Genomic DNA, 14,313 nt, shown 5'->3' with positions numbered 1-14,313 from the left:
GTTCGAAGGCGTGCCGACCTACCCGAACGCCGGCCGCTTCTGGGACATGATCGCGCGCCACAAGGTCAGCATCTTCTATACCGCGCCGACCGCGATCCGCTCGCTGATCAAGGCCGCCGAGGCCGACGAGAAGATCCACCCGAAGCAATACGACCTGTCGAGCCTGCGCCTGCTCGGCACGGTGGGCGAGCCGATCAATCCCGAGGCGTGGATGTGGTACTACAAGAATATCGGCAACGAGCGCTGCCCGATCGTCGACACCTTCTGGCAGACCGAGACCGGCGGCCACATGATCACGCCGCTGCCGGGCGCAACACCGCTGGTGCCGGGCTCGTGCACGCTGCCGCTGCCGGGCATCATGGCCGCCATCGTCGACGAGACCGGCCATGACCTGCCCAACGGCAACGGCGGCATCCTGGTGGTCAAGCGCCCGTGGCCGGCCATGATCCGCACCATCTGGGGCGATCCGGAGCGCTTCAGGAAGAGCTACTTCCCCGAGGAGCTGGGCGGCAAGCTCTACCTCGCGGGCGACGGCTCGATCCGCGACAAGGACACCGGCTACTTCACCATCATGGGCCGCATCGACGACGTGCTGAACGTGTCGGGGCACCGCATGGGCACGATGGAGATCGAGTCGGCGCTGGTGGCCAACCCGCTGGTGGCCGAGGCCGCGGTGGTCGGCCGTCCCGACGACATGACCGGCGAGGCGATCTGCGCGTTCGTCGTGCTCAAGCGCGCCCGCCCGAACGGCGAAGAGGCCATCAAGCTTGCCACCGAGCTGCGCAACTGGGTCGGCAAGGAAATCGGCCCGATCGCCAAGCCCAAGGACATCCGCTTTGGCGACAACCTGCCCAAGACGCGCTCAGGCAAGATCATGCGCCGCCTGCTGCGCTCGCTGGCCAAGGGCGAGGCAATCACGCAGGACACCTCGACGCTGGAGAACCCGGCGATCCTCACGCAACTCGGCCAGTCCAGTTAGCGGTGCGCATTGCCCGCCACGCAGCTAAGATAGGAGCCTGCCCCAACCACAGCCCCCCGACCCATGAGAATCCGCATCGGCGAAGAGATCACCTTCCGCAAACTCGAAGCCCTGCTGGCGTTCATGGAATCGGGCAACCTGGCCAAGGCGGCCGAGATCCTGGATACCAGCACGGTCAGCGTGCACCGCGCGCTGCACTCGCTGGAAGAGGGCACCAGTTGCGCGCTGTTCCGCCACGAGGGCCGCAACCTGATCCCGACCGACGCCGCCCATGTGCTGGCGGATACGGCCAGGGAAGTGCTCAAGGCCATGGCCGACGGCATCCGCGCCACGCGCGAGGCCGCCGGCTTTTCGGCCGACCACCTCAAGATCGGCTCGCTCTATTCGCTCACGGTCCAGACCGTGCCCAGGATCGTGATCGGCCTGAAGCTGCGGCGCCCGGAGCTGCAGACCGAGCTGATGCTGGGATCGAACGCGGACCTGCTGCAGAAGCTCAAGCAGGGCTCGATCGACGCCGCGCTGATGGCCGTGCCCGAGCACGATCCGGAGATCGAGTCGATCCCGCTGTTCGAGGACGATATCTTCTTTGCCGCGCCGGCCGGTTCGCCCTATGCCTCGATGCCCGCGGTGGACCTGCGTGCCTGCCGCGACGAGCCCTTCGTCAGCCTGAGCGAGGGCTTCGTCACCTACAGCGGCTTTGTCGAGGCGTTCCGTATTGCCGAATTCACGCCTAATGTGGTGATGAAGGTCGGCGACATCTTTTCGCTGATGAACCTGGTGGGCGGCGGCATCGGATACACGCTGCTGCCGGGCCGGGTGAAGGGCGTGTATTCGCGCAATGTGGCGTTCGTGCCGCTGGCCGGCGAGTACGACATCAAGCAGACCATCGCGCTGAACTTCCTGCGCCGCCGCGAGCGCGATCCCAACCTGCTGGCGCTGGCAGCGGCGTGCCGGATGGCGATGCGCGAAGCCGACCAGTAGGGGGCGCGGGCGGCTTTTCGCCCACTCCCTGGTCTCGCTTCCGGCCAGCGTAACGGTTCATTTGCTGGCGTGATTGTTTGCCGGACGCCGCCTGTTTAAGGTGGAGCCATCAGACAGACACCAGCCGGAGACGCGATGACCAACACCAGCACGGGCCGCCAGTGGAATACCCGCAGGCAAGCCAAGGCGCGCCGCAAGCAGAATGGCGCAGCCATTGCCGACGGCAAGGTGGTGCCGACCAGCGACATCGTCGCATTCCTGGAAGCCGTGCTGGCGTCCGGCGACCGCGTGGTGCTGGAGGGCAACAACCAGAAGCAGGCCGACTTCCTGTCGCGCTCGCTGGCGCAGGTCGATCCGGCGCGCGTGAATGCGCTCCACATGATCATTCCCAGCGTCAGCCGGGTCGAGCACCTTGACCTGTTCGAACGCGGCATCGCGCGCAAGCTGGATTTTTCGTACGCGGGGGCGCAAAGCATCCGCATCTCGCAGTTCCTGGAGGACGGTCAGCTCGAAGTCGGCGCGATCCATACCTATATCGAGCTGTATTCGCGGCTGTACGTGGACCTGGTGCCCAATGTGGTGCTGATCGCCGGCTACAAGGCCGATCGCCAGGGCAACCTCTACACCGGCCCGAGCACTGAGGACACGCCGGCGCTGGTCGAGGCCGCGGCCTTTCGCGACGGGCTCGTGATCGCGCAGGTCAACGAGATCGTCGACGATCCCGCGGGCCTGCCGCGCGTCGACGTGCCGGGCTCCTGGATCGACTACGTGGTGCAGGCGGACAAGCCATTCTTCTGCGAACCGCTGTTCACGCGCGACCCGCGGCTGATCAAGCCGGTCCACGTGCTGATGGCGATGATGGCGATCCGCGGCATCTACGAGCGCCACCAGGTGCAGTCGCTCAACCACGGCATCGGCTTCAACACCGCGGCGATCGAGCTGATCCTGCCGACGTACGGCGAGTCGCTCGGGCTGAAGGGCAAGATCTGCAAGTACTGGACGCTCAACCCGCACCCGACGCTGATTCCGGCGATCGAGACCGGCTGGGTCGAGAGCGTGCACAGCTTCGGCAGCGAGCTGGGCATGGAAGCCTACGTCGCCGCGCGGCCGGACGTCTTCTTTACCGGCGCGGACGGCTCGATGCGCTCGAACCGGGCCTTCTGCCAGCTTGCCGGCCAGTATGCGGTGGACCTGTTCATCGGCTCGACGCTGCAGATCGACGGCGACGGCCATTCGTCCACGGTGACGCGCGGGCGGCTGTCCGGCTTTGGCGGCGCGCCCAACATGGGCCACCAGCCGGGCGGGCGCCGCCACCCGACGCCGGCGTGGCTCGACCTGATCGAAACCGACGACCCGCTCGCGCGCGGCCGCAAGCTGGTGGTACAGATGGTCGAGACCTTCCAGGCCGGCGGCAAGCCGACCTTCGTCGAATCGATGGATGCGGTCGAGGTCGCGCGCGAAAGCGGCATGCCGCTGGCGCCGGTGATGATCTACGGCGACGACGTCACGCACGTGCTGACCGAAGAGGGCATCGCCTACCTCTACAAGGCGCAATCGCTGGAGGAGCGGCGCCGGATGATTGCCGCCGTGGCCGGCGTCACGCCCATCGGCCTGAAGCACGATCCCGCCACCACGCGCCGGATGCGCAGCGACGGCCTGATCGCGCTGCCGGAAGACCTGGGCGTGCAGCGCAGCCAGGCCACGCGCAGCCTGCTGGCGGCCAAGAGCATGGCCGACCTGGTCGACTGGTCCGGCGGGCTGTACGAGCCGCCGGCACGCTTCCGGAGCTGGTGATGGCAGCCGCCACTGCAAGGATCCTGCAAGCGCAGGCCGCGTACGCGCCCGCGCAGCGCCCGGCGGCCTCGGCCCATGCCGAGGCGCTGGCGGGACTCGCCGTCGGCGCCATTGCCGAAGAAGCGCGGCTCTCGCCCAAGCCCGGCCTGGTCGACAGCCGCGGCAGCGGGGCCCATGCCGACCTGACCTTGCCGCTGATGCTGCGCTCGGCGCACGCGCTGGGGCCGTCGTTCGCGGCCATGGCCGATGCCGGGCTGCGGGCGCCGCGTGTGGGCTATGGCCTGCGCGAACAACTGGGCGCGCTCGGCCGCGAGGCCGAGGCCGTGATGCTGGCCGCCACCGGCGGTGTCAACACGCACCGTGGCGCGATCTGGTGCATCGGCCTGCTGGTCGGCGCCGCGGCGCACGCGAGCGCGGCAGGGCTGGCCGCCAGTGCCGGGACGATCAGCGCCACTGCCGGCGCCATCGCCGCGCTGGCGGACCGGCACCGGCCAAGGCTCACCGGCAACAAGGGCGAACTCGCCTGTCTGGCCTACGGTGTCGGCGGCGCGCGCGCCCAGGCGCGCGCGGGCTTCCCGCACGTGACGCGGCTGGCGCTGCCGGCGCTGCAGCGCAGCCGCGCGCGCGGCGATACCGAATCGACGGCCCGCCTGAACGCGCTGCTCGCGCTGATGAGCGAACTGGACGATACCTGCGTGCTGGCCCGGTCAGGACGGCAAGGGCTGGATTACATGCAGGCCGGCGCGAAGGCGGTGTTGTCGGCAGGCGGCGCGGGCACGGTTGCCGGGCGGCGCCACCTGCGCAGCCTCGATGCCGGCATGCTGGCCCGCAGGGCCTCGCCGGGCGGCGCGGCGGACCTGCTGGCCGCGACGATCTTCCTCGACCGGCTGTCACGGGACGGGACGGCCAACGTGACGGCTGCAGAAAACGACTTCAGGGGACTGTGATGGAACAACTGCGATTTGAATTCCCGGCGGGGCAACCCGCTACCGGACGCGTCCTGGTCGGCGTGGTGGGGTCGGGCGACCTCGAGGTAGTGGTCGAGCCGGGCCAGGGCGGCAAGACCACGGTGGAGGTCACCACCTCGGTCAATGGCTACGGCCGCGTCTGGGATGCGCAGCTCTCGCGCGTCTTCGCCGCCGAGCCGCGCGCATCGATGCAGATCCGCATCCACGACTTTGGCGCGACGCCCGGCGTGGTCGGCATGCGCCTGGCGGAAGCGTTCGAGGCGCTGGGCGGACCTCGGCAAGGAGACGGCGCATGAACACGGCGGAACTGCTGGCGCGCAACAGTTTTATCGAACTCGGCGCACGCGAGCGCGCGCGTGCATTGCTCGACCCGGGCACCTTCCGCGAACTGGCGGGGCCGTTCGACGGCCTGCAGTCGCCGTGGCTGCCGCCGCAAGGCGTGGTGCCGCAGAGCGATGACGGCGTGGTGGTGGCCAAGGGGCGCATCGACGGGATGCCGGTGGTGGTGCTGGCCATCGAGGGCGCTTTCCAGGGCGGCAGCATGGGCGAGGTCGGCGGCGCCAAGATCGCCGGGGCGCTGGAACTGGCGGCCGAAGACAACCGCCGCGGCGAACCGACGCGCGCGGTGCTGCTGCTGGAAACCGGCGGCGTGCGGCTGCAGGAGGCCAATCTTGGCCTGGCGGCGATTGCCGAGATCCATGCGGCGATCGTCGACCTGCGCCGCTACCAGCCGGTGGTCGGCGTGATCGCGGGGCAGGTGGGCTGTTTTGGCGGCATGTCGATCGCAGCCGGCCTGTGCAGCGCGCTGGTGATGACGCAGGAGGGCCGGCTGGGGCTGAATGGCCCGGCCGTGATCGAGCAGGAGGCGGGAATCGCCGAGTACGACTCGCGCGACCGGCCTTTTATCTGGAGCTTCACCGGCGGCGCGCAGCGCGTCGCCACCGGTTTCGCCGATGCGTATGTCGGCGACGACTGCGACGCAATGCGCGCGCAGGTTGCCGCGCTGCTGCGCGAGCCGGTCGCCGCCAGCCATCGCAGCGAGCGAGTCGCGCAATATTTGGCCTCGCTGCAGGCGTACGACGCCAGCGACCAGCCCACGCCCGCGCAGGTGCAGGCACTGTTTCAACGGGGGACCGACGCATGAACGCACCACTTCATCCCGCTGCCGCGCGCGCAGCCAGCCGCGGCGAACGCTGGCTGCAGGCGCTGGCGCCGACGGCGTCGCGCCAGCCGGGCTATCCGGATTCCGTGCAGGTGGCCGACGGCGAACTGGCCGGCGCCACGGTGCGCTGGATTGCGCTGGTGCCCGATGCCGCCAGCCGCTTCCCGCGCGCGCGCAACGGCGAAGCCGGACTGCTCGAGGGCTGGTCGCTGGCGCGCGCGGTGCGCGAGGCGATCGAGGCGGACCGCGCCGCGCCGGCCAAGCGCGCCATCGTGGCGATCGTCGATACGCCCAGCCAGGCCTACGGCCGGCGCGAGGAGGCACTGGGCATCCACCAGTCGCTGGCCGGCGCGGTGGCCGCGTATGCCGAGGCACGCCTGGCCGGGCATCCGGTGGTGGCGCTGATCGTCGGGCGCGCCATGTCGGGCGCCTTCCTTGCGCACGGCTACCAGGCCAACCGGATCATCGCGCTCAATGACCCGGGCGTGCTGGTGCATGCGATGGGCAAGGAAGCCGCCGCCCGCATCACCATGCGCACGGTCGAGGACCTGGAGGCGCTGGCGTCGACAGTACCGCCGATGGCCTACGACATCGAGAACTTCGCCACGCTGGGCATCCTGTGGCGGCTGATCGAGGTCGAGTCGGCCAGTGCGCCGGTGGCGGCCGATGCGCTCCTCGCGCGCGACACCATCCTGTCCGCGCTGGCCGACATCCGCCGCGACCCGACGCCGGGCCTGCAAGGCCGCCTCGGCGGGGCCAACCGGAAGGCGTCGGCAGAGGTACGCGCGTGCCTGTCGCGGCAATGGCAAGCGTGAATTTCGCGCCGCCCGCGCCGCACGACCTGGTCTGGCTGGACGACCCGGCCAGCGTGCTGGAGCGCGCGGCGCTGCCGGCGTGGGTCTCGCTGCCGGCGCTGCACGACACGCCGGTGGTCGTGCGTCGCGACGGCCGCCGGCCGGGGGAGATCCCCGTTGGCTTGCGCGGCCGCACGCGTGCAGAGCGCTTCGGCACGTGGATTGCGCCGTCGGCGATGCGCAAGCTCGTCACGCCGATGGAGCTGGCCGCCCAGCGCGCCTGGCGCCTGCGCCCGGACCTGGCGGCATTGCCGGCAATCCGCGCGCTCGAGGCCATCGCCGGCCGGCTCGACGCCGCCGGCATCCGCTGGGGCGTGACCGGCAGCGCCGGCTTCTCGCTCGCCTGCGCGCAGAACGTGCTGCATGCCGACAGCGACCTGGATCTGGTCGTGACGGCAGACCAGCCGCTGGCGGCCAGCCATCTCGAGTTGCTTGGCGAACTGCAGCGCACCGCGCCGGTCCGCGTCGACTTCCAGATCGCGACACCGTACGGCGGCTTTTCGCTGCTGGAACGCCTGCGCAGCGGGGGCAGGGTGCTGCTGAAGACGGACCACGGCCCGTGCCTGTGCGACGATCCGTGGCAGCCATCGCCATGCAAGTCCTGATCACGTTCCCAGGGCAGGGGACACAGCGCCCCGGCATGCTGAAGGACCTGCCAGCCGACCCGGCAGTGGCGGCGGTGCTGGCCGAGGCGGAGGAGGTCCTGCAAGTACGGGTGGCAGGGATGGATACGCCCGAGCGCCTGCAATCGACGGTCTGGACGCAGCTGTGCCTGCTGACGTCGGGCGTGGCGATGGCACGATGCCTGGCCGCTCACGACGCCCGCGCCGACGCCGTGGCCGGACTTTCAATCGGCGCGTATGCCGCCGCGGTGACTGCCGGCGTGCTCTCCTTTGCCGATGCCTTGCGCCTGGTGCGCCTGCGCGGGGAACTGATGGCGCAGGCCTATCCCGCCGGCTACGGCATGACCGCCATCCTGGGGCTCGACCGCAACCGGCTCGCACCGTTGGTGGCGCAGGTGTGCTCGCCGCAACGGCCGGTATACCTGGCTAACTTCAACGCCCCGACGCAGATCGTGATCGCCGGCAGCGAGGCGGCGATGGCCGAGGTATCAGCGCTGGCGCTTGCCGCCGGCGCGCAGGCCGCAAAGCCGGTCGCCATCCATGTGCCATCGCATTGCCCGCTGCTCGATGCCGCGGCGCAGGCGCTGCAACAGGCCATGCAGGGCGTGGCGCTGTACGCGCCCTCGCTGCGTTATTTCAGCGCCAGCAAGGCGCGCGAGCTGCGCGACCCGCGCAGGATCGCCGACGACCTGGCGCTGAACATGGCCACGCCGGTGCGCTGGCATGAAACCATGCTGCTGGCACATGCCAATGGCGCACGGCTGGTGGTGGAAGCGCCGCCGGGCGACGTGCTGACGCGCCTGGCCCAGCCAATGTTCGCCGACGGCATGCCGCTGGCGTGCGACCGGACGCGGCTGGATTCGATCGTGGCGCTGATGCGGCGCACGCGGGCGAGTCCCTGAAGCAGGTCCAAACCAGAGCGGACAGAGGCGTTCGCACCGGCTCCCGCTAGCCTCTCCCGCCTCTCCCGCCGCCAGATCCGCCGGCCCCATTCATGGATTGCGATCGGTCCATTGAACGTAGCGCCAAGTAGGCCAGGAGCGCGCCAAGGCATTGGATCGACAGCATGCCAAGTGCCATTCGCGTAAGGGAGACAGCAAGGAGCGGCATGACCAGCGCGGACAACAACCCATTCCCGACCTGTTGAAACGTCAGGTAGCAACTGGCCGCCAGGCCTCGGCGCGCCGGGGCGCAATCCAGAGCCAGCAATTGCAGGCTCGGCTGGGTCAGCATCATGCCGAAGGCAAAGCAGGGAAGAGCCGTCACGATCCACGGCAGCGCGGGTGCATGGAACACGCCGAGGGAAAGATTGACCAATGCCGCGGCGAACATGAAGATGTGCCCCCCCGCGATGGTCTTCCATGGGCTCACCCTGCCAGCAAGACGAAATAGCGCGAGCGAGCCTAGCAGCAATCCCGCAACAATCGGCACGAACAGCCATGCGAAGGATTGCGCATTCAATCCGAGGTGCTGCGTAACGAAACTGGGAGCACCGAGTACATAGACGTAGATGGCCATGTTGACGCTAGCATTGGCCAGCGCCAACAACACAAAGCTGCGATGCGAAAGAACGTTGCCATACGCCTGAGCAAGCCGGATGGGATGCAGCACATGCCGTTCAGGTGGCGGCAGGGTTTCAGGCAGCCAAAGCCAGCAGGCCCCGAGCAAGCCTGCGGACAGCAGAGCAAGAAAGAAAAAGATGCTGCGCCAGCCCGCCCAGGCCAGCAGCCAGCCACCGCAGACTGGTGCCAGCGCAGGGGCCAGCGCGAACAGCATGCCGACCAGTGCCAGTTGCCTTTGAGCGGTTGCCCCGCTGGCAACGTCCCGGACCATGGCCCGGCCAACGACGGCCCCAACTCCCGCACTCAGCCCCTGCATGATGCGGCCGGCGTACAGGGTCTCTATTTGCGAAGCCGCTGCACAGACCAGCGACCCCAGGGCGAACAGCGCGAGTCCGGCGAGGACGGATCTGCGACGCCCGATTGCGTCGGAGATTGCTCCATGCCACAGCATCATCAGCCCGAAAGGAAGCATGTATGCCGTCAGAGACTGCTGTACTTGTGCCGGACTGGCCGACAAAGACGTGCTGAGCGAGCCGAAGGCTGGTAGATAGGTCCCGATGGCGAATTGGCCCAGCATCACAAGGCCGCCCACGAGTATCGTAAAGCGAGGGCCGGTGCTGGTTGTGGCCGACACCTGCGCGCGTGTCTCCGGATACTGCAGGCTCATGGAATCTTCGCGTGACATCGTGCTATCCATACATGAAACCCGGCTGGATATAACGAGGCGACTGTCTTCCCCAGCAGGTGGAGCGCGCCGGGTGCGGGCGCTTCACATGCTAGACGGGATCAGGGCAGGTACAGGGACGGAGGATCTCTGTACCTCCACGCGGCCTGATCCTTTCAGATCAACGGCGTGCGTGCTGGGTGAACCCGACCTGGCCAGGCTTGCGGTTCGGCGCGAAACCATTCTGCGCCAGCGTCTCATCGGCGCCGTCGTAGAACGTGCCGATCTTGTAGATCTCACGCGCTTCCTTCGCACTGGCAACGTCCCGGCCGAACTCCCGCGAGATGCGCACGAGTTGCTCGATCTGTTCGACCGTGCCCGTCTTGCGGTCCCGCCGCTGCGTCCAGATGTTGTCCTCGATACCACAACGCACGTGCAGCCCCATGGCGATCGCCATCATGTTGAGCGGAAGCACGTTGAGCATCGAGGTTTCCAGGGTCAGCACCGAGCCGTTGGGGCAGGCCCTCACGAAGTTCGCCAGGTTGTAGAGGTTGGGCGCTTCGAAGCCGCCGCCGATTGCCACCCAGGTCAGGATCAGTGGCACGTTGCAGGTGCCCCGGCGCATCATCCGCTCTACCGTTTCCAGTTGCGCGATGTTGGCAAGCTGGAAGTGGGTCTGGATGCCGTTGCTGCTGAGCCGGCGGATATGCTCTTCCACCCATTCCGGTCCGGCGGGGATGGTCATCTCGCGATAGGCGCGATAATTAGCCGGCTCGGCCAGGGACGTTCCGGCCACATCTGCCGCGCACATCTGCTCGACCACATTCATCTGGTTGGTGTTGATCGCAATCGTCACCTGGTCCGGCGTCGGCTTCAGTTCCGCAAGCATATGGCGGGTATCGTCCGACAGCCACCTGGCCACATCCCCCTCGCTCTCCGGCGCAAACGAGATCGATCCGCCCACTTGCAGGATCATGTCCGGCACGCGTGCCCGGATGCCGGCAAGCAACTCATTGAACTTGGACAGGCGCTTCGAGCCTTTCCCATCGGCTTCGCGTACGTGAACGTGCAGCACGGTAGCGCCGGCGTTGTAGCAGTCCACCGCCTTCTGGATCTGTTCCTCCATCGTCACCGGAATATCTTGCGGAAAATCCGAAGGCATCCATTCCGGGCCATAAGGGGCTGCGGTGATGACCAGCTTCTGCTGGTTCTCCGGGAACAGCGAACCGTCGATGAAATCCATGTCTCTCTCCTTGGGATAAATAGTTCAGGCCTGGGCCGGCTGTGCGGCGTGCCGCTTGACTTCGCCCTCGCCGATGCCGAATGGCTTCTCGCCAATGCCGAACGGCTTGTCGCCGACAATGCCGGCGCGCTCCATCTTGCGATGGCAGGGCGCGTAGTCCATTACCGCGTAGTGCTGGGTGCTGCGGTTGTCCCAGATCGCCATGCTGTTGGCCTTCCAGCGCCAGCGCACCTGGTATTCGGGAATGAAGGCCTGGCTCACCAGGTAACGCAGCAGGTCGGCCGCACCGGGGTTGTAATCCTGGCCATAGCGCACGTACGCAGGCGTATGGAAGTTGGTGAGATGCGTGGTAAAGGCATTGACGAAGAGGATCCGCTCGCCGGTTTCCGGGTGGATTCGTACCACCGGATGCTCGGGATCCGGGTACTGCGCCTTCAGCGCCAGGCGCTTCTCGATTTGCATGGCCGCGCCGAAACTCGCCTCGATGCTGTGACGTGCTCTCAGGCCGGCAATTTGCGCCTTGACGTGACCGGGCAGGTTCTCGTACGCGAGAACCATGTTCGTCCACATCGTGTCGCCGCCGACCGGAGGGGTTTCTACACAGCGAAGGACACAGCCCATCGGAGGTGCCTCGCGCCACGTGGCATCGGTATGCCAGGCGTTCTCGTAGCGGTCCATCGGCTGGTCCGGCCGCTTGTAGATCTGGACGAGACCCGGATGCTCCGGATGGCTGCCGGCAACGGGATGGTCTTCGAGCTTGCCAAAGCGCTCGGCAAACGCGACATGCTCGGCGCGAGAAATATCCTGGTCTCGCAGGAACAGAACCTTGTGCCGCAGCAACGCGGCGCGGATCTCATTGAACAAGCCATCGTCATGAATGGCATCGGAGAGTTTCACGCCAATGAGTTCGGCGCCGATGCTGGCGGTCAGTTGTTCTACGCGCATCATTCGGCCTCCGAACGCACCATGACTGAATCGGAATGTTCTAATTCAGCAAGGCAGACTTCGGCAACAAGATGCGCAATGCAATAACCGGGTGTAGCCATTCTGTGTCTCCTCTTGATATGGGTCCAACGCATATTGCGTTGTCATCAAGGTAAGCGTGGGGGCTACGTCCGGACTTTGCTTTCCATGCCAGAAGCTTTGCGTTCGGCGCCAGGAAACGGCGCCGGATGACTCGGACTTGATCGTGGTCAAATCAGGGCGGCTAGCCGGCAAAAATAAGGATCTCTCGGCTGACGCGACTGGCGCCGGCGTCATTCCAGCGCGCGAAGGAGGGGGCGCGAGGATGGATATTCTGCGTCTTTGTGCCGATGGATTTCCCTTGCGCTTCGGGAATCCGGTCATGTCGGGAGCCAGGTGCCAGTGCACCACTCCAAACGGGCATTGGTTCCCTAACGTCGTCCACCGCCACCACGCCCGCCGCCAAAGCCTCCGCCGCGTCCGCCGCCAAATCCGCCGGCCCGGCCGCCGCCCGAGTGCAGGCTCTGGTTTCCGCGGCTGACATCACGCTGCACGGCACTGCCGCCGCGGCCCACGCCCTGGAAGCCGTTGTCCCGGCCGCCGGTGGCGTCGCGCCCGCGGAAGCCGGCGCGGCCCGACGCATCGGCGGTGCTCCTTCCAAATCGTTCGCGCGTGGCGCTGTCGCGGTAGGCCACCCCCTGGCGGTGCCGCGCGTCGTGCTGCCAGCGGCCCTTGTCCAGCTTGCTGGCGTCGAAGTTGCGGTCGATATTGCGGGCCTTGTGGTGCTCCACATGGACGCCGCCGTTGTTCCAGTCGCAGTCGCCGAAGATGGCGACGGCCGCGGCCAGGCCGACGCCCCATGCGATGCCGCCAAGGAAGGCGTCGCCAGGATAGTAGGGTCCGTAGGGCGGCCAATAGTAGTACGGGTATCCTGCATAGCCCCAGCCGCCATAGACAATGGCGGGGTCATACACCGGCACGTAGATCACGCCGGGCTGCGCCGGTTCGATGCGCACGATGGTCTGCTGCGTGGATTCGGCCGCGGTCGCGGGTTCCACGATCACAGTTTGCTGCGGCCCCGACTTGAGGTGGCCGGCCTGCTGGGCGCGCACGCGCAGGCGTTGCACCGCAGCCATCACGTCCTTCTGCTGGGCCAGGAAGGCATCGCCCAGCTTCTGGGTCCAGTCCAGCTTGTCGCCCATGGGTCCAAGGATCTGCGGAAACGCCACCAGCGATTTCACGCTGACGTCCCAGGTTTCGTTCTGCACCGCCTTGACCGCGGCATCGCCCTTCAGGTCAGGGCGCTCCTTGAGCCAGCGCGCGGCGAGGGCGACCTCCAGCGGATAGGTGGACGCCATCAGCACCTGCGACAGCAGCGGATCGGGGTAGAGCGCAATCGGGGCGACCAGGGCCTCGATTTCTTCTGCCTGGTACGGGGCGGGTTCGCGCTGGGCCTGGGTCGGGCCGCTGCCAGGCAGCGCGGACGCCGGCGTTGCGGCCGGCGGCCCGGCGCCCTGGCATCCGGCCAGTGCCAGTACGCCGCAGCAGGCCATGGTGAGGATGCGATGGCTCATGGCGACACCTTCCTCCAGCCCGGGGCTGGGTCAAAGGTTTTCGTTGCAGCGGCCTTGGCCGCGCTGTTGGGCCCCAGGTCGCGTTCGTACACTTGCCCCTTGTGGCTGACGATGAAGCTCATCACGCCGGTGTCGCCGTAGCGCACCGGCCAGGCCAGGACCGCGAAGCCGCCGAACAGCTTGCCGTCGACGACATAATTGAGCGCACCGCCGTCGCCATGCGGCCCTTGCGCGGTCAGCAGCTTGTAGTGGTAGCCGTGGTAACCGTCCTTGCTTGCATTGCGCGTGCCGGCGTCGCGGAAAGCCGGGCCGAGCGGGCTCGGTGACTCGCTCGAGGTGGTCGGCCAATAGAGCCCGTCATGCTTGTCCGGGGTGCTGGACAGCCTGCTGGCGTAGACCAGCCGCTTCTCGCCATCGTGCATCGTCTGGGCGTATTCCGCTTGCGCATCGCAGATCGCCTGCATGGTCTGGATCACCGCAAGCTCGTTGCGGCCGATGCGGCGCACGCGCATTTCCTCGACACCCGCCCGCGTGTCGAATTGCCAGCCGCCTGGCGCCTTGACCAGCGGCACCGGCAGGGTCCAGCCATCGTCGCCGACCGCGATGAAGGCATGTTTGTCCGCCTGCTGCAAGCGATGCGATTGCGCCCAGGCGGTGTCGAACCGTTTCCGCACTTCGGCGCCGGCCGGCGGAATGATGTCGCGGAACTTCGGCCCCAGCATGCGGCGCATGGCGGCCTCGTCGTCGGCGCGCACCGCCTGGCCGAAAGCCGCCATTGCCGCATCGGGCGAAGCGAAGACCTGGCGCGCCTGGGCATGCGCCGGAGTTGGTGCGAGCAGGCAAAGGCAGGCCACGGCGGCGGCTGCACCAGGCGAAAAACCCCGGGATCGCGCAATCGCCGGCTTATGCGGGGGACTCGGTTCGTAGGGCATGGCAGGAGGGCTCC

14 protein-coding genes are annotated in these 14,313 nt (G+C 67.5%); 9 read left to right on the top strand and 5 right to left on the bottom strand.

What is annotated here, in order from left to right:
• From E1J61_RS36475 to mdcH, 9 genes are all read left to right on the top strand, one after another.
• A partial coding sequence (locus E1J61_RS36475; RefSeq protein ID WP_165971627.1) for an AMP-binding protein occupies positions 1-979 on the top strand: 979 nt, incomplete at its 5' end.
• Between the two features lie 63 nt (positions 980-1,042).
• On the top strand, positions 1,043-1,960 hold the full coding sequence (locus tag E1J61_RS36470; protein WP_133098602.1) for a LysR substrate-binding domain-containing protein: 918 nt from the start codon (positions 1,043-1,045) through the stop codon (positions 1,958-1,960).
• 135 nt (positions 1,961-2,095) lie between these two features.
• A complete protein-coding gene (gene mdcA, locus E1J61_RS36465) occupies positions 2,096-3,754 on the top strand; it encodes a malonate decarboxylase subunit alpha (RefSeq protein ID WP_133098601.1) in 1,659 nt (552 codons plus the stop codon).
• Positions 3,754-4,701, top strand: a complete 948-nt coding sequence (locus E1J61_RS36460; protein ID WP_133098600.1) for a triphosphoribosyl-dephospho-CoA synthase — start codon at positions 3,754-3,756, stop codon at positions 4,699-4,701. Before mdcA ends, E1J61_RS36460 begins: the two co-directional genes overlap by 1 nt.
• Complete coding sequence (locus E1J61_RS36455) at positions 4,701-5,018, top strand: malonate decarboxylase subunit delta (protein WP_133098599.1); 318 nt, start codon at positions 4,701-4,703, stop codon at positions 5,016-5,018. The genes E1J61_RS36460 and E1J61_RS36455 overlap by 1 nt, the downstream gene beginning before the upstream one ends.
• Entirely contained in the window at positions 5,015-5,866 is an 852-nt protein-coding gene (locus E1J61_RS36450) for a biotin-independent malonate decarboxylase subunit beta (RefSeq protein ID WP_133098598.1), read from the top strand. Before E1J61_RS36455 ends, E1J61_RS36450 begins: the two co-directional genes overlap by 4 nt.
• On the top strand, positions 5,863-6,699 hold the full coding sequence (gene mdcE / locus E1J61_RS36445) for a biotin-independent malonate decarboxylase subunit gamma (protein WP_133098597.1): 837 nt from the start codon (positions 5,863-5,865) through the stop codon (positions 6,697-6,699). The genes E1J61_RS36450 and mdcE overlap by 4 nt, the downstream gene beginning before the upstream one ends.
• On the top strand, positions 6,687-7,343 hold the full coding sequence (locus tag E1J61_RS36440; RefSeq protein ID WP_133098596.1) for a malonate decarboxylase holo-ACP synthase: 657 nt from the start codon (positions 6,687-6,689) through the stop codon (positions 7,341-7,343). Before mdcE ends, E1J61_RS36440 begins: the two co-directional genes overlap by 13 nt.
• The gene (mdcH, locus tag E1J61_RS36435; protein ID WP_133098595.1) at positions 7,331-8,263 is read left to right on the top strand and encodes a malonate decarboxylase subunit epsilon; all 933 of its coding nucleotides are present in this window, start codon (positions 7,331-7,333) and stop codon (positions 8,261-8,263) included. Before E1J61_RS36440 ends, mdcH begins: the two co-directional genes overlap by 13 nt.
• Positions 8,264-8,309: 46 nt before the next feature.
• Here the strand turns inward: mdcH and E1J61_RS36430 are convergent, their stop codons facing one another.
• The 5 genes from E1J61_RS36430 to E1J61_RS36410 form a co-directional block, all read right to left on the bottom strand.
• A complete protein-coding gene (locus tag E1J61_RS36430) occupies positions 8,310-9,608 on the bottom strand; it encodes a multidrug effflux MFS transporter (protein ID WP_243737125.1) in 1,299 nt (432 codons plus the stop codon).
• A 160-nt stretch (positions 9,609-9,768) separates the two neighbouring features.
• Positions 9,769-10,830, bottom strand: a complete 1,062-nt coding sequence (locus E1J61_RS36425; RefSeq protein ID WP_133098594.1) for a 3-keto-5-aminohexanoate cleavage protein — start codon at positions 10,828-10,830, stop codon at positions 9,769-9,771.
• Between the two features lie 24 nt (positions 10,831-10,854).
• The gene (locus E1J61_RS36420) at positions 10,855-11,775 is read right to left on the bottom strand and encodes a TauD/TfdA family dioxygenase (RefSeq protein ID WP_133098606.1); all 921 of its coding nucleotides are present in this window, start codon (positions 11,773-11,775) and stop codon (positions 10,855-10,857) included.
• A 449-nt stretch (positions 11,776-12,224) separates the two neighbouring features.
• Complete coding sequence (locus tag E1J61_RS36415; RefSeq protein WP_133098593.1) at positions 12,225-13,367, bottom strand: DUF3300 domain-containing protein; 1,143 nt, start codon at positions 13,365-13,367, stop codon at positions 12,225-12,227.
• The gene (locus E1J61_RS36410) at positions 13,364-14,299 is read right to left on the bottom strand and encodes a DUF2950 domain-containing protein (RefSeq protein WP_133098592.1); all 936 of its coding nucleotides are present in this window, start codon (positions 14,297-14,299) and stop codon (positions 13,364-13,366) included. The genes E1J61_RS36415 and E1J61_RS36410 overlap by 4 nt, the downstream gene beginning before the upstream one ends.
• Positions 14,300-14,313: the final 14 nt, after the last annotated feature.

Source organism: Cupriavidus sp. L7L (genome assembly GCF_004353535.1).
GTDB classification, from domain to species: domain Bacteria; phylum Pseudomonadota; class Gammaproteobacteria; order Burkholderiales; family Burkholderiaceae; genus Cupriavidus; species Cupriavidus oxalaticus_A.
The sequence above is the reverse complement of the archived record's forward strand: the minus strand, read 5'-3'. Positions and strand labels throughout refer to the sequence as shown.